Annotated in this window: 20 protein-coding genes; 10 read left to right on the top strand and 10 right to left on the bottom strand. The window is 72.3% G+C overall.

Annotated features, from left to right (window positions below):
• Positions 1-650 precede the first annotated feature (650 nt).
• On the bottom strand, positions 651-1649 hold the full coding sequence (locus tag H4696_RS05585; protein WP_086862926.1) for a DUF2157 domain-containing protein: 999 nt from the start codon (positions 1647-1649) through the stop codon (positions 651-653).
• Between the two features lie 229 nt (positions 1650-1878).
• Positions 1879-2388, bottom strand: a complete 510-nt coding sequence (locus H4696_RS05590) for a hypothetical protein (RefSeq protein ID WP_192782095.1) — start codon at positions 2386-2388, stop codon at positions 1879-1881.
• A 371-nt stretch (positions 2389-2759) separates the two neighbouring features.
• On the opposite strand from H4696_RS05590, the gene H4696_RS05595 reads away from it, so the two are divergent.
• Positions 2760-3302, top strand: a complete 543-nt coding sequence (locus H4696_RS05595) for a universal stress protein (protein WP_086862928.1) — start codon at positions 2760-2762, stop codon at positions 3300-3302.
• A gap of 311 nt (positions 3303-3613) precedes the next feature.
• Positions 3614-4708, top strand: a complete 1095-nt coding sequence (gene nagA, locus H4696_RS05600) for an N-acetylglucosamine-6-phosphate deacetylase (RefSeq protein ID WP_192782096.1) — start codon at positions 3614-3616, stop codon at positions 4706-4708.
• A 4-nt stretch (positions 4709-4712) separates the two neighbouring features.
• On the opposite strand, the gene H4696_RS05605 is transcribed toward nagA, so the two are convergent.
• On the bottom strand, positions 4713-6065 hold the full coding sequence (locus H4696_RS05605; protein WP_086862098.1) for a sensor histidine kinase: 1353 nt from the start codon (positions 6063-6065) through the stop codon (positions 4713-4715).
• Positions 6055-6744: a response regulator transcription factor gene (locus H4696_RS05610; protein ID WP_192782097.1), complete on the bottom strand. Its 690-nt coding sequence runs from the start codon at positions 6742-6744 to the stop codon at positions 6055-6057. Before H4696_RS05610 ends, H4696_RS05605 begins: the two co-directional genes overlap by 11 nt.
• 151 nt (positions 6745-6895) lie before the next feature.
• On the opposite strand from H4696_RS05610, the gene H4696_RS05615 reads away from it, so the two are divergent.
• Complete coding sequence (locus H4696_RS05615; RefSeq protein ID WP_086862099.1) at positions 6896-7546, top strand: ferritin-like domain-containing protein; 651 nt, start codon at positions 6896-6898, stop codon at positions 7544-7546.
• A 12-nt stretch (positions 7547-7558) separates the two neighbouring features.
• On the opposite strand, the gene hybE is transcribed toward H4696_RS05615, so the two are convergent.
• Positions 7559-7972, bottom strand: coding sequence for a [NiFe]-hydrogenase assembly chaperone HybE (gene hybE, locus H4696_RS05620; RefSeq protein WP_086862100.1), 414 nt, complete (start codon positions 7970-7972; stop codon positions 7559-7561).
• A 127-nt stretch (positions 7973-8099) separates the two neighbouring features.
• On the opposite strand from hybE, the gene H4696_RS05625 reads away from it, so the two are divergent.
• From H4696_RS05625 to H4696_RS05640, 4 genes are read left to right on the top strand one after another with little or no spacing between them, the layout of a single operon-like run.
• Positions 8100-9251, top strand: a complete 1152-nt coding sequence (locus H4696_RS05625) for a hydrogenase small subunit (protein ID WP_086862101.1) — start codon at positions 8100-8102, stop codon at positions 9249-9251.
• Positions 9252-9253: 2 nt separating this feature from the next.
• A complete protein-coding gene (locus H4696_RS05630) occupies positions 9254-10963 on the top strand; it encodes a nickel-dependent hydrogenase large subunit (protein WP_086862102.1) in 1710 nt (569 codons plus the stop codon).
• Positions 10960-11643, top strand: a complete 684-nt coding sequence (gene cybH, locus H4696_RS05635; protein ID WP_086862103.1) for a Ni/Fe-hydrogenase, b-type cytochrome subunit — start codon at positions 10960-10962, stop codon at positions 11641-11643. Before H4696_RS05630 ends, cybH begins: the two co-directional genes overlap by 4 nt.
• Positions 11640-12131 carry a hydrogenase maturation protease gene (locus H4696_RS05640; RefSeq protein WP_086862104.1) on the top strand — a complete coding sequence of 164 codons (492 nt, stop codon included), beginning with the start codon at positions 11640-11642 and terminating at the stop codon, positions 12129-12131. The genes cybH and H4696_RS05640 overlap by 4 nt, the downstream gene beginning before the upstream one ends.
• Positions 12132-12159: 28 nt before the next feature.
• Here the strand turns inward: H4696_RS05640 and H4696_RS05645 are convergent, their stop codons facing one another.
• The 3 genes from H4696_RS05645 to H4696_RS05655 all read right to left on the bottom strand — a co-directional run bounded on the left by H4696_RS05645 (position 12160) and on the right by H4696_RS05655 (position 15252).
• Positions 12160-12528 carry a carboxymuconolactone decarboxylase family protein gene (locus H4696_RS05645; protein ID WP_086862105.1) on the bottom strand — a complete coding sequence of 123 codons (369 nt, stop codon included), beginning with the start codon at positions 12526-12528 and terminating at the stop codon, positions 12160-12162.
• Between the two features lie 109 nt (positions 12529-12637).
• Positions 12638-14026, bottom strand: a complete 1389-nt coding sequence (locus H4696_RS05650) for an MBL fold metallo-hydrolase (protein ID WP_086862122.1) — start codon at positions 14024-14026, stop codon at positions 12638-12640.
• A 20-nt stretch (positions 14027-14046) separates the two neighbouring features.
• A complete protein-coding gene (locus H4696_RS05655) occupies positions 14047-15252 on the bottom strand; it encodes an NAD(P)/FAD-dependent oxidoreductase (protein ID WP_086862106.1) in 1206 nt (401 codons plus the stop codon).
• 251 nt (positions 15253-15503) lie between these two features.
• Here H4696_RS05655 and H4696_RS05660 point away from each other — a divergent pair, with 251 nt between their 5' ends.
• The 3 genes from H4696_RS05660 to H4696_RS05670 all read left to right on the top strand — a co-directional run bounded on the left by H4696_RS05660 (position 15504) and on the right by H4696_RS05670 (position 16809).
• A complete protein-coding gene (locus H4696_RS05660) occupies positions 15504-16067 on the top strand; it encodes a rhodanese-like domain-containing protein (RefSeq protein ID WP_086862107.1) in 564 nt (187 codons plus the stop codon).
• Between the two features lie 84 nt (positions 16068-16151).
• Positions 16152-16511: a thioredoxin gene (gene trxA / locus H4696_RS05665; RefSeq protein WP_086862108.1), complete on the top strand. Its 360-nt coding sequence runs from the start codon at positions 16152-16154 to the stop codon at positions 16509-16511.
• Positions 16512-16545: 34 nt separating this feature from the next.
• On the top strand, positions 16546-16809 hold the full coding sequence (locus H4696_RS05670; protein WP_086862109.1) for a metal-sensitive transcriptional regulator: 264 nt from the start codon (positions 16546-16548) through the stop codon (positions 16807-16809).
• Here H4696_RS05670 and H4696_RS05675 read toward each other — a convergent pair.
• Both H4696_RS05675 and H4696_RS05680 read right to left on the bottom strand, forming a co-directional pair.
• Positions 16806-18503 carry an aminotransferase class V-fold PLP-dependent enzyme gene (locus H4696_RS05675; RefSeq protein WP_086862110.1) on the bottom strand — a complete coding sequence of 566 codons (1698 nt, stop codon included), beginning with the start codon at positions 18501-18503 and terminating at the stop codon, positions 16806-16808. The genes H4696_RS05670 and H4696_RS05675 overlap by 4 nt on opposite strands.
• 109 nt (positions 18504-18612) lie before the next feature.
• On the bottom strand, positions 18613-19233 hold the full coding sequence (locus H4696_RS05680; protein WP_249027069.1) for a PIG-L deacetylase family protein: 621 nt from the start codon (positions 19231-19233) through the stop codon (positions 18613-18615).
• Positions 19234-19273 lie beyond the last annotated feature (40 nt).

The following is a 19273-nucleotide window of genomic DNA, read 5'->3' on the forward strand; positions in this document are numbered from 1 at the left end:
TGATCGGCTTGGGTGCCTGGCAGTGGGCCGAAGAGTCCCGCGGGCGGACGCGAATGCCGCCGCCGCGGGCGGGTGTGGGTTCCGCCGTAGCCGCGTTTTCGCCGGTGTCGCAGGTGCCGAAATCCCGCTGTGGTCCGGATTCGTCGCCGGCTCGGGGGTCCTGGCGGTCTTCGCGGTGGCGGGCCTGCGGGCGGGACGACGCGGATCGCGCGGCGAGCGGACGGTCAGTGTCCGGACGACCGTGCCCGACGCGGCCATCGGCGAGCGTTGCCTGGTTTGGCGCCGCAGCGGCGAGGAAGTCTGGCGGGTTCCGGGCGACGATCAGGAGCGCGGGTGGCTGGCTGAGGTGCGGCAGCTCCTGCCGGCGGAGATGGAACGCCGCGACCCGGCGGGTTTTCGCCGGTGGCTCGGCAACGGCGCGATGACGGGCACCGAGCCCCTGGCCTTCCTCCGCCCGGATCGCGGCTTCGCCGGACCCGGTTCCGCCGCGGCGGACCGAGAGGCCGCGGACCGGGCACCTGGCCCGGGGACACGTGGCTCCCGGCCTCGGCGGAGTTCCCGGGCGGGCCACGACCGGCGGCGATGAGGCGCGGAACAGCGGCGCGGACGGCTCAAGGGCGCCGCCGGCACCCGTCCGGCGGTGCTCGATGTCAGGACCGTTCGTCCGGCTGTCTTTCTTCCCGGGCTCGCTGGGTGTCCCGCCGGAGCCGGAAGCCGATGCCGCTGGCGGCGAGCAGGACGGCGCCGGCGGTCAGCACGATCACCGCGCCGCCGGCGGCCCCGCCGGTGAGATCCCAGACCGCCTCGGGAACGGCGAGCGTGATGCCGAGCACCCCGGCGATGAGTAGCGACCAGGTCCGCTGCCGGCGGTAGAGCACCAGGAACCCGGTGCCGAAGGCGAACGTGAGCACGTACGCGACCGGCGCTGTGCTGGTCTCGCCGAGCGGTTGCTGCGCGCCGAACAGGGCGATCGCCGCGCCCAGCCCGAGGCCGGTCAGACGGTGCGGGAGCACGTCGGCCAGGGCAGTCCCCGCGAGGAGCAGCCCGACCGCGGCCACGGCCAGGCCGCCGCGCAGGGGCGTGGTGCCGGCAGTCGCGTCCAGCCCGGCGAGGACCGTCGCGCCGAGCAGACCGGTGGCGGCGAGCAACCCGATCACGAAGGGGACCAGCAGGTAGCCCGCGACGGCGAGCACCGTCCCGAGGCCGCACGCCACGGCGACGCCCGCGCTCCCGGCGTCGTCGGGCAACGCGACCACGACCGTGGCCGCCGCCGAACCCGCCGCCAGTGCCAGCAGGGTCGCGGAGACCCGCAACCGCGGCGACGGCTTCCGGAGCCGGGCAGTGACCAAGCCCGTGAAGCCGTGCGCGGCAACCACGCCGGCCGCGAGCAGGACCGCGGTGGCGGCCGCGACGATCGCGGTCCGCGCCGGCTTCGACCAGTCCGTCCACGACGTGGCCATGAGCAGGGCGGTGCCGATCAGCAGCAGCCCGCCGCCCAGGTACCCGGCGACCTCCGCCCAGGGAATCCGCGGCCGCCTGGCCGCCGCGCCGCGGAGCGCACGTTCGACCTCGGCCGCCTGGCCCGGCGACAGCACCGCCTCCTCGACCAGCCGTTCCAGTGCCTCGCGAACCGGCGACTCCCGTGTCATGCCGGAAGTCTCCGGAACGGCCGACCTCGCCGACAGGGACCCCGGGCCGCACGTCGCGGGACTTTGGACCTCGCCTCGAGCGGGTTCGGCAGGCCGCCGGGCAAGCGGACGCGATCGACTCCTGTGCCATGCCCCCGTCCATGTCGCCCTGGTGGTCACGACCGTGACCGCCGTCGTGTCCCCGGAGCCGGCTCGCGGTTGCGCTCGCCGGCAGAACCGGTGGCGTGGTTCAGCACGAGCTGTGCTGGAGGAGATCGAGTGCGCGGGTCTGGTGCGCGCTCGATTGGTCGAGCTCGCGGCCCATGCGCTGCAGCGCGGGATAGTCCTGATCGTCGAAGCCCTTCATCCCGTCGTGCATGGCTTGGTCCATCAGCCCGGTCGAGCTGCGCATTTCGGCATCGGCGTCGTGGAGGCAGCCGGGAGCGGTGCGGCCGGCCAGTTGCTTCTCCAGCTCGGCATTGGCGCCGTGGACCTTCTTCAACGCCTCCCGGCACTCCTGCGTGTTCGAGGGTCCGCACTCGGCCGGGATGCCCGCCAACGCCGTGCCGACCGCGTTCAAAGCGGGCGCCATGGCGGCGATGTAGGCGTCGGCCTCGGTTCCGGGGATGCCGGTCCCCGGTGGTTCGGCGACCGTGGTCGAGATCGTGACGGAGGCAACCGGGGCGCCCGGCCGGTCGCCGCACCCGGCGATTCCCGCCGTGATCGCCGCGGCCACGAGGATCGCAGATGATTTCCGCACGGTGAAAGCCCCTTTCACATCGGCGCGTCGGTGCAGTCTCCCGCGCGTGTGGTGGGTGGTCCCAGGGTTCTCGGACCGCTACGCCGGGGACCAAAGACTCCCGGTGCCGGTCGGGGCCCTGCTCGCCGGCGCCCGGTGGAGCGGGACCGCGGTGCCGCCGGGCGCGACAGGGCACCGAGACCCGGCCGGTCGTGGCGGGCGTGGACGCTTCCGCGTCGGCTGCGGGGGCCGTGCGGTGGGCCGCACGGGAAGGCCGCGCGGCGCGATCGGCCGCTGGTGATGGTGCACGTGTGCGCGCTGGTCCCGATCACCGCGCCGGACGCGGAGGCCCTCGTGGACTGCCGGCCGGCGGTGGCGGAGGAAGGGCGGCAGTGGCTCGCTGCGGCGACGTCGAGGTGCCCGGCTCACGTGGCCTGGGCGGATTCACCGGCCTGGTCGCCGGGTCGGTCGCGGTGGCGGTCACTTCCCACGGCCACTGCCCGGTCGTGGTCGTGCGTGGCGTGGACGGATCGCCCAGCGACACTGCGGCGATCCCGTTCGCGTTCCAGGCCGCCGACGCCCGCGGCGTCCCGCTGGTGGCCGTGCGCACCTGGATGGACCAGGCCATCGCCATCGGGTGGGCAGCCGCGCCGGCGACGAACCGGACGGCGATCCGCGACGAGCAGCGGCGGCTGCTGGGAAAGTGGCTCGAGCCGTACCGGACGCGGTATCCCGGCGTGCTGGTCCAGCCGCAGATCGCCACGGACAGGCCCGCTCCCGCATTGCTGGAGCACGCTCGCACGGCCCAGCACGTCACCGCGATACGAGTTCTTCCGGGCGGCTTCCGCTGCGGGACCGCGGAGCGGGGCGCGGGTGGAAGCAGCGGTTCGCTCCGGCCGGGACGTTCGCCCACCGGGTCCACAGTGGACACGTAGCCGGCGCGAACACCGCGACGGTCACCGTGCCGGCCGCGGGGATCGAGCTGGTGCTCGGCGGGACGAACGCGTTGTCGCGGTCGCTGTTCGGCCGGACGGTCCCGCCGGGCCGGGAAGTCCGGCACTTCTCGGCCGGCGAACGGCTTCCCGGAGGTTCTCGCCGGCGTCCAGCGTGCCGGGGCCGGTCATGGCTCCTCCGGGGTCCTAGGTCCCGTCGCACGGGGTCTCCCGGCACTGCCCGCCCCCGAAGCAGGCGGCGAGAGTGAGCGGATCGAGGAGGGCGGCGAGTGCTGCCCGGACGGAGGTGTGTCGTGCGGTTGGGTGTGGCGGGTGCGCTGGTCGGTGGCGCTTACCGGCGCGGCGATGTCGAGGTGGACCCGGAAAGCGGTCTGGTGACCGCGGTCGGGGTGGCCGGTCCGGGCTCGGGGATCGCGGTGCCGGGCCTGGTCGATCTGCAGGTCAACGGTTTCGGCGGGGTCGATTTCCTGACCGCCGACGTCGACGGCTACGCCCGCGCGAGTGCGGCGCTGGCCGGCACGGGAGTGGTGGCTTACCAGCCCACGCTGATCACCAGCCGGCCCGAGCAGACGGTGGCCGCCATCGAGACCGCCGCCAAGGCCCAGGCGGCCGCGGAGGGGGCGCGGATCCTCGGCGTCCACCTGGAAGGCCCGTTCCTTTCGCCCGCCCGGCCCGGGACCCACCCGGTCGAGTTGCTGCGGGCGCCGGACACCGGACTGCTGGAGCGGCTGCTGGCCGCCGGTCCGGTCACCCAGGTGACCTTGGCGCCGGAGCTGCCCGGTGCGCTGGACGTGGTCGGCGCGTGCGTCCGCGCGGGTGTGCTGGTGGCGTGCGGGCACAGCGACGCGACGGCGGCCGAGGCTCATGCCGCGTTCGACCTCGGGGCGCGGTCGGTGACGCACCTGTTCGACGCGATGCGCCCGTTCACCCACCGCGACCCGGGGATCGCGGGTGCGGCGCTGACCCGTGACGATGTCTTCGTCGGGGTGATCGCCGATCCGAGCCATCTTTCGCCCGAAGCGGTCCGGCTGGCTTTCCAGGCCGCGCGGGGCCGGGTCGTGCTGGTCACCGACGCACTGGCCGCCGGCGGCTGCCTCGACGGCCACTACCGGCTCGGCGACGTGGAGTTCGACGTGTCCGGTGGCACGGCCCGCCGGGCCGACGGCACGTTGGTGGGCACCACGATCACGTTGCTGGACGCGGTCCGGGACGCCTGTGCGGCGGGGGTGTCGCTCGAAGCCGCGGTCAACGCGGCCACTCGGACGCCGGCCGAGCTGTTTCCACGCGGTGACATCGGGTTGCTGCGTCCGGGAAATCGCGCGGACGTCCTCGTGCTCGACGACTCGCTGGCCCTGCGCACGGTCTTGCGGAATGCGCGTGAGCTGTGAATGGCTAGGTCTTCAGCGGGAGGGTGATGGTGAACGTGCTGCCCTCGCCCGGCTTTGAGGTCGCGGTGACGGTGCCGCCGTGGGCGGTGACGAGTTCCCGGACCACGGCCAGGCCGATGCCGGTACCGGCGACCGACGTCCCGGAGCGGCCTCGCCACAACCGCTCGAACACATGCGGCAGTTCGTCGGCGGGGATCCCCGGTCCGGTGTCGGAGACTTCGACGGTCGCGGTGCCGCCGGCGGAGCGGGTCCGGACAGTGACGCTGTCACCGGGCCGGGCGTAGCGGGCAGCGTTGCCGAGCAGATTTCCGACGGCCTGGTGCAGCCGATCGGGATCGGCCCGCACCGGGATGTGCCCGGCGAGTTCGGTGCGGACCTCGAGGCCGGCCGCGCGCAGCCGGGCGCTGTGGGCCGTCACCACTTCGGTGATCACAGCGGTGAGGTCGAGGTCGGTGCGGCGGAGAGAGACGGCGGCGTCTTCGGCGGCGGTCAGGTCGGCGAGGTCCCGCACCACCCGGCCGAGGCGCAACGCCTGGTCGTGCAGGCTGGTCAGCCGCTCGACGTCCGGCGGTTCGAGGCCGTCACGCAGCTCCTCCAGCCCGGCCTGCAGGGTGGCCAGCGGGGTCCGCAGTTCGTGGGCGACGTCGGCGGTGAGGTTCCGCCGGGCGCGGTCGGCCCGGGTGACCTGGTCGGCCATGCGGTCGAAGGCCTCGGCCAGTTCGCCGAGTTCGCCGGGCGCCCGGACCCGGGCTCTGGCCGAGCGGTCGCCGGCGGCGATGTGCTTCGCCGTGGTGGTGAGCCGGAGCAGGGGAGCGGCGAGGCGCCGGCTGACGAACCAGCTCGCGGTCACCGCGAGCAGCAGCGCCACCGCGGCCGCGAGGCCGATCCAGCCCCACGCGACGTCCTTGGCCGCGGACGCGGTGGACGTGCCGAACGCGAGCTGGACCGACCCGACGGTCTCGCCGTCGACGACGACGGGTGCGTCCACCCGGCCACCGCCGAGTGAGCCGGCCATCGGGTTGCCCATGCCGGGCATGCCGTGGCCTCGTCCGGTGACGGGAGTTCCGCCGGTGTCGCGGACGACGAGCCGGGCTCCGGCACCGGTGGCGATCGCGGTGGCCGCGTCCAGGTCGGCGCCGGTCCAGCTGCCGGTCCTGGTGTAGGCCGCGCCCGCGGCGGCGGCCACCTGGACCGCGACCTGCTCCCGCTCGGCGCGTTCCGCGGCGGCCAGGCCCTGACCGGTGCCGAGCAGCGCGGCCCCGGTGAGCACCAGCACCGACGACAGCGCCACCAGCACGAACGCCGCCAGCAGCCGCCAGGCCAGCGGTCCCCAGTGCCGGTGGCGGTCAGTGGTCACGGCGCAGCCCCAGCCGGTAGCCGACGCCGAGCACGGTCTGCACCACGTCCGGACCCGCGGGGCCGAGCTTGTGGCGCAGGTTCTTCACATGGGAGTCGATGGTGCGTTCGTAGCCCTCGAACTCGTAGCCGCGGACCCGGTTGATCAGCTCGTAGCGGGAGTACACCCGCCCGGGCACGGCCGCCAGCGTGGCCAGCACGCCCCACTCGGTCGGGGTGAGTTCCAGCGGCTCGCCGTGCCAGCGGACTTCGTGCCGTGACTCGTCCAAGCACAGCAGGCCGTCACCGTAGGACGCCGTGGCCGGGTCGGGGGAGCCGGTCGTCCGGTTCAGCACGGCCTGGACCCGCAACACCACTTCGGTCGGGCTGAACGGCTTGGTCACGTAGTCGTCGGCGCCGAGCTCCAGCCCGTGGATCCGGTCGTCGACGGAGCCCCGGGCGGTCAGCACGACGACCGGTACCCCGCCGTCGCGGCGGGCCGCGCGCAGCACCTCCAGGCCGTCGATGTCCGGCAACCCCAGGTCCAGTACGACGATCCCGGCGGCGTGGGTGGTGAGCAGCGTGAGCGCCTGGGCGCCGGATCCGGTGGTCACCACGGCGAAACCGGCGCGTTCGAGGTACCGGCGCAGCAGTTCCCGGATCTCCTTCTCGTCCTCGACGACCAGCACGGTGGCACTCACCCCGGCAGGTCTACCCGGTACGGCGGCGGCGGATCGAGGGTCCAAGGTCCCCGGTGCCGGTCTCCACGTCATCTCCACACCGATCACACGGGATCTCGGCGCGCGGGGCCCACCGTGAAGGTGTCCGAGGAGATCCGGAGAAGGAGGAGCCATGAAGACCCGCACACTGATCACCACGATCGCCGCGGGCGGCATCCTGAGCGTGGGCGCGCTCGTCGCGATCCCCGCGTTCGCCAGTGGCCCGCCGGCCGGGACCGGTCCGGGGCGTGACGCCGGATCGGGCCTCATGGTCCAGGGCGGCATGGGCCGGGGCGGGATGAACCGGGACGGCGGATGCCTCGCCGGTGTCGCCGACCCGAGCGGCACGCTCAGCGAGGCGCAGCGCACGACTCTGGCGGCCAACGCGGAGGAGGAGAAGCTCGCGCACGACCTCTACACCGCGTTCGCCGGCCGCTACGACGCCGTCGTCTTCGACCGGATCGCCGGGGCGGAGACAGCTCACCTGAACGCCGTGCGGAGCCTGATGACCCGCTACGGGGTCACCGATCCCACCGCGGGCCAGGCGCCGGGCCACTTCACCACCCCGGCCGTGCAGGCCACCTACGACAAGCTGCTCGCCCAGGGCGCGAGCGGTCAGGCCGCGGCGCTCGAGGTGGGGCGCACGGTGGAGACGACGGACATCGCGGACCTGCGCAAGGCCCTGGACGGGCTCACCGCGCCCGACGTCCAGCGGATCTACCAGCACCTGCTGACGGCTTCGCAGCACCACCTGACCGCGTTCGACAACTGGCTCGCGCGATGAGCACGACGTGCTTCACCCTTGCGGTGGCACCGGAAGATCCACCACGGCCCGGACGGCCAGCCGGAACGGTTCGATCCAGGAGCGGGCGAGCCCGCGGGCCTGGGTCATGTCGCGCAGGGTGGCCGTCTCGGTGGGCAAGGTGACCGAGCGGAAGGTGCCCAGACCGGTCACCTCGAGCCGGTACACCGGGCGGGGACGCCCGGCGATCTCGAGCGCGCCGGGGAACACGTCGTCCGGCGGGAACGCGAGACCGGTGATCGTCCACGGGGTGAGCACGACCATCGTCGGGACGCCCGCGACGACGGCGGCGCCGAGGACGTCGACCGTGAGCCGGGGGTTGGCGACCGGGTCGCCGCGGAACTTCTCCCGGCCGATCCGGCCGAACGCGTCGCGCACCCGGCCGGCGAGACCGTCGAGGGAATCCACGGCCCGAGTGTGGACCCGCCGGCGCAACGGGGCAAGGTGACTTTGTGCCCTAGTCACCGCCGAGATCGTGACGCAGCATCGAGCGAGTCGCCCGGACGCCGATGCCGGCGGCCCGGCGGAGGTGACGATGACTCCCGTCCGTGGTGAAGACAGGCAGCTCGCGCGCGGCGGTGACGCCCGGCCCTTGCCGGTCCGCTTGGCCGAAGCGGGGATCGGGCGCCGCCGGTTCCTGACGTTCTGCGCCGCGATGGCGACGACGCTGGCGCTGCCGGAGCGGTTCGCGCCCCGGGTCGCCGAAGCGCTGTCCACAGTGGAACGTCCGGTGGTGGTGTGGCTCGAGTTCCAGGACTGCGCGGGCGACACCGAGGCGTTCCTGCGCTCGCGCAACCCTTCGACCGCGGATCTCCTGCTCGGGATGATCTCGCTGAACTACCACGAGACCCTGATGGCCGCGGCCGGCACGGCGGCGGAGAAGGCCCGGGACGACGCGGTCGCCAAGGGCGGGCACCTCGTCGTCGTCGAAGGTTCGGTGCCCACCGGTATCCCGGGCGCCTGCACGATCGGCGGACGGTCGGCCGAGGACCTGCTGCGCAGCGCCGTGCGCGGCGCCGCGGGCGTCATCAACGTCGGTACCTGCTCGGCCTTCGGCGGCATTCCGGCCGCCGGGCCGAACCCGACCGGCGCGGTGCGGGTGGAGGACATCGTCGGCGGTGTCCCGGTGATCAACCTTTCCGGCTGCCCGGTGAACGCCGACAACCTGACCGCCACGATCGTGCACCACCTCACCTTCGGGCAGTTCCCGGCCGCCGATGACCTGGGCCGGCCGCTGTTCGCCTACGGGGAACGCATCCACGACACCTGTCCCCGCCGCGGGCACTTCGACGCCGGGCAGTTCGCCGAGGAGTGGGGCGACGAAGGGCACCGGAAGGGCTGGTGCCTCTACAAGCTGGGCTGCAAGGGCCCGAGCACGTTCCACAACTGCCCGAGCGTGCGCTACAACGACGGGACGTCGTGGCCGATCGCCGCCGGCCACGGCTGCGTCGGCTGCTCGGAGCCGGACTTCTGGGACGCGATGACGCCGTTCTACGAGCGGCTGCCGGGCGTGCAGGCGGTCGGCGGGACTTTCACGGTCGACGAGATCGGCCTGGGGGTCGTCGGCGCCACCGCCGCCGGGTTCGCGCTGCACGGGGTGGGCAAGGTCGTCCAGCACAAGCTCCTCGCGATCCGGGAAGCGCGGCGGACCCCGGAACCCGATCCCGACGAGGAAAAGGACGGTTGACCATGGCCCGGCTGGTCATCGACCCGGTCACCCGGATCGAAGGACACCTGCGCGTCGAAGTCACGGTCGACGGGGGAGTGGTCCGCGACGCCTACTCGTCCTCGACGATGTGGCGCGGCATCGAGACCATCCTCGCCGGGCGTGACCCGCGCGACGCCTGGTTGTTCGCGCAGCGCATCTGCGGGGTCTGCACCACGGTGCACGCGCTGGCGTCGGTGCGCGCGGTCGAGGACGCGGTCGGGGCGGTGCCCCCGCTGAACGCGCGCCTGCTGCGCCAGCTCATCGCGGCGGCGCAGTTCCTGCACGACCACGTCGTGCACTTCTACCACCTGCACGCGCTGGACTGGATCGACCCCGTCGCGGCGCTGCGGGCCGATCCGGCCAAGACCGCGTCGGTGGCACAGTCCCTTTCGGACTACCCGCGGGCCACGACCGCGCTGTTCGCTTCGGTGCGCGACCGGCTCAAGGGCTTTCTGGCCAGTGGCAACATCGGGCCGTTCACCAACGGCTACTGGGGCCACCCGGCCTACCGGCTCCCACCGGAGGTCGACCTGCTGGCGTTCAGCCACTACCTCGACGCGCTCGAGTTCCAGCGCGACTACGTCCGCATCCACGCACTGCTCGGCGGCAAGAACCCGCACCCGCAGACCTACCTCGTCGGCGGCATGGCCTCGCCGGTCGACCCGGACAGCCAGGACGCGATCAACGACAACACGCTGCAGCAGCTCGCCCAGCTCGTGCAGCGCGGCGTCGACTTCGTCGAGCAGGTCTACCTGCCCGACCTCTACGCGATCGCGGCGGCCTACCCCGAGTGGACCACCTACGGGCGGGGGATCGGGTCGTACCTGGTGTTCGGCGACTACACCCTGTCGGCGCCGGGCAAGGGACAGCCGCCGCGGGGCGGCCTGTTCCCGGGCGGGGTGCTCGTGGACGGCAAGCCGGGTCCGTTCGAGCGCGACAAGGTCTCCGAATCCGCGTTCCACTCCTGGTACCGCTACGACGACGCGAAGGCGTCCCTGCCGCCCTGGCAGGGCACCACCACGCCGGACTACACCGGTCCGCAGCCGCCGTTCGACCAGCTCGACGTCGAAGGCAAGTACTCCTGGCTCAAGGCCCCGCGCTACGACGGGCGGGCCATGGAGGTCGGTCCCCTCGCGCGCATGCTCGTCGGCTACACGGCCGGGGACGCGCGCATCAAGCCGCTCGTCCAGGGTGCCCTGGACCGCCTGAAGCTGCCCGCGTCCGCGCTGATGTCCACCCTCGGCCGGGTACTGGCCCGCGGCCTCGAGACCCAGCTGATGGCCCGGTATTCGCTGGAGCTGGTGAACCGGCTGCGCGACAACATCGCCGGCGGCGACCTGACGATCGCCGACAACGCCAAGTGGGACCCGGCTTCCTGGCCCGGGGGCAAGTCCTTCGGCGTCGGCTTCCACGAGGCGCCCCGCGGCTCGCTCTCGCACTGGGTGGTCATCGAGGACGGGCGCATCCGCAACTACCAGGCCGTCGTGCCCAGCACCTGGAACGCGAGCCCGCGCGACGCCACCGGCAACCCAGGGCCCTACGAAGCGTCCCTCGTCGGGACGCCGGTCGCCGATCCGGCCCGGCCGCTGGAGATCCTGCGCACCTTGCACTCGTTCGACCCGTGCATGGCCTGCGCGGCGCACGTCTACGACGCCGACGGCGAGGCCGTGGCGAAGGTGCTCGTGCAATGACGGCCTCGGCGCGGGAGACCGTCCCGGAACCGGCGGTGGTTCGGGTCCGGGTCTGGGACCTGCCGGTGCGGCTCATCCACTGGCTGCTGGTGCTCGCGCTGGCCGTGCTGAGCGTGACCGGCTACCTCATCGGCAACCCGATCCTGGCCCTGCCCGCGAGTTCCGGATGGGTCGCCTGGGTGAAGATCGTCCACAAGCTCACCGCGTACGGCTTCATCGCCTTGATCGGCGCCCGGGTGGCGTGGATGTTCCTGTCCCGGAACAAGTGGTCGCGCTGGACGGAATGGATCCCGACCACCCGCGAGCGCGTCCGCCAGATCATCCCCTCGGTGCGCTTCTACACGTTCCTCGAACGCGACGCCCCGCCGGTGGTCGGGCACAACCCGCTCGCCGGGATGACGTACACGGTGCTGTACCTCATGTTCGGCGTGGAGATCGTGACCGGCGTCGTGCTGTGGGGCGTGGAGGGCAACGGCTGGGCCGCGTTCCTGACCGGCTGGCTCACGCGGCTGTTCGCGCTGTCGACCATCCGGTTCACCCACCACCTGATCATGTGGCTCACGTGGGGATTCATGGTCCACCACCTCTACAGCGGGCTCCTGGTCGACCGCGTCGAGGGCTCCGGCCTGATGACGTCGATCTTCTCCGGGTACAAGTTCCTGCCCGGTGACCGCGGATGACGGGCGTCGCCCCCGTGCTCGTGCTGGGCATCGGCAACGAACTGCTCGGCGACGACGGCGTGGGCGTGGTCGCGGCCCGGCGCCTGGCGGCGCTGGTTCCCCCTGCCGTGGAGGTGCTGGACGGCAGCACGCTGGGGCTCCTCCTGGCCCCGCTGCTGGCGGATCGGTCAGCGGTGCTCGTGCTCGACGCCGTGTCGGAGCGCCACGGTCCGCCGGGGACGATCGTGCTCCTGCGCGACACCGAGATCCGCCGTGGACACGGACTGCGCGCCACGGCCCACGACGTCGGGCTCGTGGACGCGCTGTCCGCCGTGGAGCTGAGCGGCCGGGCACCCGGGTGCATCGCGCTCGTGGGGCTGGTGGCCGAGCCACCCCGCTGCCGGTTCGGGCTCGGCCGGCGGGCGCGCGCCGAGCTGCCCGCCTTGGTCGAGACGGCGTGCGGTGTGCTCCGGGAGTGGCGGGTTCCCGTGCGGCCGCTACCGGTCTGATCGTCACGGCCGCTCCCGCGCCGGGGCATCAGGCTCCGTGTTGCCCGGCTTCGTCGCGTTCCCGGACGAACTCCTGGACCGCGGCGAACGCGCGGGGGCCGTAGACGGTGGCCGGACCGCCGTTCATCATGATCGCGACGCCGATGGCCTCCGCGCCCTCCTCGAGGGTCGCGCCCTTGCGGACCGCCCCACGGGCGTGGGCGGCGATGCAGCCGTCGCACTCCTTGCTCACGGAGATGGCCAGCGCGATGAGCTCCTTGGTCTTCGCGTCCAGCGCGCCGGCCGCCAGCGCGGCCTCGTGCAACTGCCCGAACCCCTGGTAGACCGCCGGAATCGCCTTGCGCAGCTCCCGCGCCGGTTCCCGCAGCTCGTCCTGGACGGTCTTGCCGTATCCCATGACTGATCCCTTCCCGCGCCGGACTCGGCCGCCAGTGTGCGCCGCTCCGGCGAGACGCAGGAGGAGCCGATCGTCCCGCCACGGCGGTACTTTCGGCCCCTCCCGCGGCTCAGGCGCCGGCACCGGTGAAAGCGATTTCCCAGGCGCTGTAACCGCCGGTCAGGTCGGAGACGTCGGTCCAGCCGTGGCGGCGCAGCAGGCTGGCCGCGATCGAGGAACGGAACCCACCGGCGCAGTACACGACCACCAGGGCGCCGGAGGGGATGTCGGCCAGCCGGTTCGGCAGCTCGGCGAGCGGGACGTGCAGGGACCCGTCGATGGTTCCGCCGGCGAGTTCGCCGAGATTGCGCACGTCCAGCACCACCGGCCGCACCCGACCCGCGAGCGCGGTGTGCAGTTCGGTCGCGGTGAGCCTGCTGGCCCGGTCGACCTGGCCGGGCACGCTCAGGAACACGGCTTCGGGTTCGGGCAGGTACCCGGCGACGGTGTCGAGCCCGATCCGGCCCAGCCGGGTGATGACCTCGGTCTCGTCGCCGGGTGGGGCGATGACCAGGATGTCCTCGCCGGGGCGCAGCACCATGCCGGCGCGTTCGGCGAAGCGGCCGTCGGCCGGGACGTTGAGCGAGCCGCGCAGGTGCGCGGCCGCGAACTCCTGCGGCTCGCGGGTGTCGAGCACGATGGCGCCGGCGTCCCGCCGGGCCAGGAATTCCTCGGCCGGCAGGGCTTTGCGGTGGGCGGGCACGTCGAGCAGGTCGCGGTGCTTGCGGTTGAGCACGGCGTCGTGGCCGAAGTATCCGGGGGCCGAGGGCTGGCCTTCGGTGACGATGGCGACGAACTCGTCCTCGCTCATCGGGGTGCACGCGTAGTTGGTCAGCCGCTGCAGGCCGATGGTGGACTGCCGTTCGGTGGACAGGTTCTTCCCGCAGGCCGAGCCCGCCCCGTGCGCGGGGAACACGCGGACTTCGTCGGGCAGGGCCATCAGCTTGTGCTGCACGCTGTGGTGCAGCTCCCGGGCCAGCTCGTCGGCCGAGGAGCCGAGCGAGGACAGCAGGTCCGGGCGGCCGACGTCGCCGATGAACAGCGCGTCGCCGGTCAGGACGCCGTAGGGGACTTCGTCGTGGGCGTGTTCGTAGACCAGCACGCTGATCGATTCCGGGGTGTGGCCGGGGGTTTCGAGGATTTCCAGGGTGACGTCGCCGAGGCTGATGGTGTCTCCGTCGCCGAGTCGTTTGATGGGGAATTCGACGCCGGTGGCGCGGCGGCCGTGCCCGATCCAGGCGCCGGTGCGGGCGGCGATCTCCAGGTGGCCGGCGATGAAGTCGGCGTGGAAGTGGGTGTTGATGACGCCTTCGATGGTGAAGCCGCGGGCGTCGGCGTCGTCGAGGTATTCGGTGACGTCCCGGCGCGGGTCGACGACGACGGCGCGGCCGGTTTTCTCGTCGGCGATCAGGTAGGAGGCCTGCGAGAGGCATTCGAGGTAGTACTGGGCGAAGTACACGGTGGGCTCCAAAGGGGGTTTCAGGCGAGGCCGGGCAGCATCGCGTGCCAGTAGAAGGCGGGCAGGCCGTAGCGTTTGAGCAGCCACATGTCGCGGCGCTCCTTGGTGGTGTCGAGGAAGGGGATCGTGGGCGCGGGTTCGAGGTCGTAGCCGAACTCGGCGAGCAGCATCTTGTCCCGGGCGGTGACCAGGGGGCAGGAGGTGTAGCCGTCGTAGCGGGCCGTCGGTTCCTGGCCGGCGAGTACGGCTTTCAGGTTTTCGACGACGACGGGGGCCTGTTTGCGGATGGCGGCGCCGGTCTTCGACGTCGGCAGGTCGGCGACGTCGCCGAGGGCGAACACCTCGGGGAACCGCTTGTGCCGCAGGGTGTACTGGTCGACGTCGACGTAGCCGAACGGGTTCTCCGGGTTGGCCACCGGGCTCGATCGGACGAAGTCGGGGGCGTGCTGCGGCGGGACTGCGTGCAGCAGGTCGAAGGATAGGGTCTCCTTGGTGCCGGTGGTGTGGTCGACGATCGCGGCGGTGCGCGCGGCGCTGTCGAGCTCCACGAGTTCGCTGGTCTTGCGGACTTCGATCCCGTATCGGGCCGCGACGCGTTCGAGCTGGGCGGCCCAGACCGGGACTTTGAACATGACCGGGTCCGGCAGCACCAGCACGATCCGGATGTCATCGAGCACACCCTGCCGTCGCCAGTAGTCGGCGGCGAGGTAGGCGATCTTCTGCGGGGCGCCGGCGCACTTGATCGGCCCGGCGGGCTGGGTGAACACCGCGGTCCCGGACCGCATCCCGCGGATCAGCTCCCACGTGCGCGGCGCGAGGTCCGCCCGGTAGTTGCTGCTCACCGGCGCCTCGGCCAGCGCTTCGGTGAGCCCGGGAACGCCGCCGAAGTCCAGCTGCAGGCCCGGCGCGAGCACCAGGGTCTCGTAGTGCAGTCGCTGTCCGCTCGCGGTGGTGACGACTTTGGCCGCCGGGTCGATCGCGGTCGCGGCCTCGGCGATGTGCTCGACGCCCTTCGGGATGACTTTCGCTTCCGGGCGGCCGGTGCGCCGGACGTCGACCTGGCCGCCGCCGACGAGCGTCCAGAGCGGTTGGTAGTAGTGCGTCACCGCGGGGTCGAGCACGGTGACGTCCTCGATGCCGGCCCGGTTCAGCCGGGCGGCGACGGTGACCCCGGCGGTGCCGCCGCCGATGATCAGAACACGGTGGGGGACGGGGGAGCTGGCCATTCGAGGCTTCCTTCGCTGGTCGTCGACCCGGGTACTTCTGGTACCCCTGGGGGTATCTGTTCTCCACAGTAACCAGCCGGTGTGCATCGCGCAAGTTCCCTGTGGCGCAAGGGTCTTTCGTCTCGCAAGACGGGGAAGGATTGCTCTGAACGGTCGTCTTGGCATACCCCCGGGGGTACTTGGTACGGTTGTTGGCGTGGCTCGATCGGAATTTGCCGGTCGCCACGGTCCCCGCTCGGAAAGGAACCCAGGTGAGTTCTCTCGATGTCGCTTCCGCGCGCCATCTCATCGCGAACAACCCCGACACACTCGTGGTCGACGTCCGCACCCCGGCCGAATTCGGCACCGCCCACATCCCCGAAGCGGTCAACCTGCCGCTCGACCAGGTCGACACCCACCTGAGCCGGATCGTCGACGACGCCGGCGGCCGGATGATCCTGGTCTGCCAAGGCGGCTCACGCGCCGAACGCTGTCAGCGCGTGCTCGCCGCCGCCGGGCTGGCCGGCACGACGGTGCTCGAGGGCGGGATGAACGCGTGGGCCGCGGCGGGTGCGCCCATCACCCGAGGTGTCCCGCGGTGGTCCTTGGAGCGCCAGGTGCGACTGGTGGCGGGCGGCATCGTCCTGCTGGCGGTCCTGGTCAGTCTGTGGTGGCTCCCGGCGCGCTTCCTGGCCGGGCTGATCGGCGCCGGACTGGCGCTGGCCGCGGTCACCGACACCTGCGTCCTGGGCATGCTGCTGGCGAAGCTGCCGTACAACCGACGCGGCGGAACTGACGTCGAGGGCTCCCTCGCCCGGTTGACGCGACGCGGTTGAGCGAGAGTGGCGCGCCGGGAACAATCCCGGCGCGCCGCCAGTTAACAGATACGCCGGGGGGTATGTGAGAACGAGGAGGGCCCCATGGCCACCGTGGAACTGACCAAGACCAACTTCACCGAAATCGTGGACGGCCCGGGCACGGTCCTGGTCGACTTCTGGGCCTCGTGGTGCGGACCGTGCCGGATGTTCGCCCCGGTCTTCGAACAGGCGGCGGCCCAGCACCGGGACATCACGTTCGGGAAGGTCGACACCGAGGCGCAGGTCGAGCTGGCGCGGGCGTTCGGCATCTCGTCGATCCCGACGCTGATGGCGGTGCGTGACGGCGTCGTCGTCTACTCGCAACCGGGTGCGCTGCCCGCGGCCGCGCTCGAGGAGCTGATCGGCAAGGTCCAGCAGCTCGACATGGCGCAGGTGCGTGCCGAAGCCCGGCCACGATCGTGAGCACGTACCCTGGGGGGTACCAGAGGAGGTCGGTGTGGAGCTGAACGAAGACGTGGTCGCGGACGTGCGCAAGCGGCTGCGGCGGGCACAGGGACAGGTCGGCGGCCTGATCCAGATGATGGAGGACGGCCGCGACTGCCGGGACGTCATCATCCAGCTCGCCGCCGTCTCCCGGGCGCTGGACCGGGCCGGGTTCCGGCTGATCGCCAGCGGGCTGGAGCAGTGCCTGTCCGACGACTCGGAGCAGGGTGCCGCCGACCGTGAGCAGCTGGAGAAGCTCTTCTTGACCCTGGCCTAAGGGGCTACGCAGCCGGGCGGGAGCGGGAACCAGCGCAGGGCTTCGAAGTCGGCGGACAGCCCGCTGGGCGCGTCGACGGCGAGGTCCGGCCGCGACCGGAGGATGCGCTCGGCCCGCCGCAGGTGCTCGGCCAGCGCGTCCTCGCCGAGCCTGCGTGCGGACTGCTCCGGAACGGCGTCGAACGCGCGCAGATCCGGGACCCGCGGGGTGAACTCGGCCGAACGGGCGTGGCGCCAGAGGCCGGTGCGCGGGTCGAAACGGTACTCGGGCAGCAGCCGGTGGCCGTGCTCGGCGAGCAGCGTGACGGCGTCGACCAGGTAGTCGCGGACGGTGTCGGAGATGAAGTAGTTGAAGTTGAGCCGGGCCCAGCCCGGCTTGATCCCGTCGCAGCCGCGGGCGCTCTCTTCGTCGTAGGCGACCGAGTGCTCGGGGTCGATGGCGAGCAGCCGGTGCCCGTACGGGCCGGCGCACGAACAACCGCCGCGGGCCTGGATGCCGAACAGGTCGTTGAGGACGGCGACCACGAAGTTGTGGTGCAGGAACAATTCGCCCGCTCGGATCCGGAACGACACGATCGACAGCCTGGCCGACCGGTGGTCACCGAGCACCTGGATGCCCGGGTGCGCGGACCAGCGGTGCACGGCGTGCTGCCACAGCCGCTCTTCACGGGCCTGGATGAGGTCCGTGCCGACCGCGTCCTTGAGCGCGAAGACGATGCCGGCGCGGATGGATTCCACGATCGCGGGAGTGCCGCCTTCCTCCCGGGCGACCGGGTCGTCGAGGTAGCGGTGCCCGCGCGGGCCGACGAAGGCGACGGTGCCGCCGCCCGGGGCGGTGGGCACCCGGCTGGTGATGAGGTCGCGCCGCGCCACCAGGACACCGGGGGACTGCGGGCCGCCGACGAACTTGTGCGGGGAGAGGAAGAGCGCGTCCTTGTGGTCGCCGCGGCCGGGCGAGCTTTCGGCCATCCGGATCGGCACATAGGGGCCTGCGGCGGCGTAGTCCCAGAAGGACAGTGCGCCGTGCCGGTGCAGCAGGGCCGCGACGCGGTCGGCGTCGGTGAGGATGCCGGTGACGTTGGAGGCCGCGGAGAAGCTGCCGATCCGCAGCGGCCGGTCCACGTACCGGCGTAGTTCCGTTTCGAGCCGGTCGAGGTCGACGTGGCCGTTCTCGTCCTCGTCGATGACGACGACGTCGGCGATCGATTCGCGCCACGGCAGCTCGTTGGAGTGGTGCTCGTACGGCCCGACGAACACGACCGGCCGCTCGCCGGCGGGAATGCGGTCGGCGAGGCGGTAGCGCTCGTCGAGACCGGCGGGGATGCGCAGCTCGAGGATGCCGATCAGCTTGTTCACCGCGGCTGTTGCGCCTGAGCCGGAGAAGATCACCAGGTCGTCTTCGGTGGCGCCGACTGAGGTGTGGATGATGGCGCGGGCCTGTTCGCGCAGCAGGCCGGTGTGCAGTCCGGTGCCGGAGCTTTCGGTGTGGGTGTTGGCGTAGCGGGGCAGGACGTGCTCGCGGATGAAGTCCTCGACGAAGTCCAAGGCGCGGCCGGAGGCGGTGTAGTCGGCGTAGGTGATGCGGTGCGGTCCGTAGGGGCCGTCGAGGACCTCGCCTTCGCCGATCAGGCCCCGGCTGATCCGCTCCAGCAGCGCGGACGCGGGTGCGGTGCCGGGGCGTGCGGTCTGGGTCACCTGGGACTCCTTGCCTCGTGGGCGTGGGTCGAGCCTGCGCGTTGACGGCAGGGGCCGACGCGGGCCATGGTCCCCGGGTGGCAGGACCAACGTCCTCACCGTGGCCGAGTCAGGCCAGCATGCGCAAGTACTCGGTGTCCCCGAGCAAGTGCAGCCGGCGACGGAGGACCGGGTTGTCGGTGGACTGGCTCGCGTGCGCGGCGATCGCCCTCATCTGCCCGCGGCGATCGACGGGCACGGTCCAGTCGATCTCACCGGCCTGCCGCCCGGTGAACTCGGTGCCGAACTCGGCGTTGAGCCGCGTGGCCACCTCGTCCGGTACGGCCCAGCCGAGAACCGGGATGCCGAGCGCGGCCGCGGCGTCGAGTGCGGCCTCGGTGGCGCGGATGTGGTCGGGGTGGCCGGTCACGCCCCCGAGGTCGAAGGTGACGAGGTGGGTCGGATGGACCCGGGCAGCGATGTCGGCGATGCTCGTGGCGAGGTCGGAGACGGCTACCGAGGCCAAGCCGGAGTCCGGGTGGCTGAGCAGTGTCGTGCTGGTGATCCCGAGAACGTCCGCTGCGGCGGTCAGCTCGGCGGCGCGGACGTCGGCTAGTTCGCCTGGCCTGCCGTGCAGCGTCGACGCTTCGCCGTGGGTGAAGCACAGCACCGAGACGTCCGCGCCGCCGCGGACGAACGAGTCCAGGACCGCTCCGAGCCCGAAGGATTCGTCGTCGGGATGGGCGACCACGGCAAGGACTTGCCCGAGTCGCGGAAATGGTGCGCCGCTG

The sequence above is a fragment of the Amycolatopsis lexingtonensis genome (assembly GCF_014873755.1).
Taxonomy (GTDB): Bacteria; Actinomycetota; Actinomycetes; order Mycobacteriales; family Pseudonocardiaceae; genus Amycolatopsis; species Amycolatopsis lexingtonensis.

Coding starts and splice junctions, on each gene's coding strand:
- H4696_RS05645 (WP_086862105.1), bottom strand. CDS start 12,528: ATGGGATACGGCAAGACCGTCCAGGACGAGCTGCGGGAACCGGCGCGG.
- H4696_RS05625 (WP_086862101.1), top strand. CDS start 8,100: ATGACTCCCGTCCGTGGTGAAGACAGGCAGCTCGCGCGCGGCGGTGAC.
- H4696_RS05630 (WP_086862102.1), top strand. CDS start 9,254: ATGGCCCGGCTGGTCATCGACCCGGTCACCCGGATCGAAGGACACCTG.
- H4696_RS05655 (WP_086862106.1), bottom strand. CDS start 15,252: ATGGCCAGCTCCCCCGTCCCCCACCGTGTTCTGATCATCGGCGGCGGC.
- trxA (WP_086862108.1), top strand. CDS start 16,152: ATGGCCACCGTGGAACTGACCAAGACCAACTTCACCGAAATCGTGGAC.
- H4696_RS05640 (WP_086862104.1), top strand. CDS start 11,640: ATGACGGGCGTCGCCCCCGTGCTCGTGCTGGGCATCGGCAACGAACTG.
- cybH (WP_086862103.1), top strand. CDS start 10,960: ATGACGGCCTCGGCGCGGGAGACCGTCCCGGAACCGGCGGTGGTTCGG.
- H4696_RS05615 (WP_086862099.1), top strand. CDS start 6,896: ATGAAGACCCGCACACTGATCACCACGATCGCCGCGGGCGGCATCCTG.
- H4696_RS05585 (WP_086862926.1), bottom strand. CDS start 1,649: ATGACACGGGAGTCGCCGGTTCGCGAGGCACTGGAACGGCTGGTCGAG.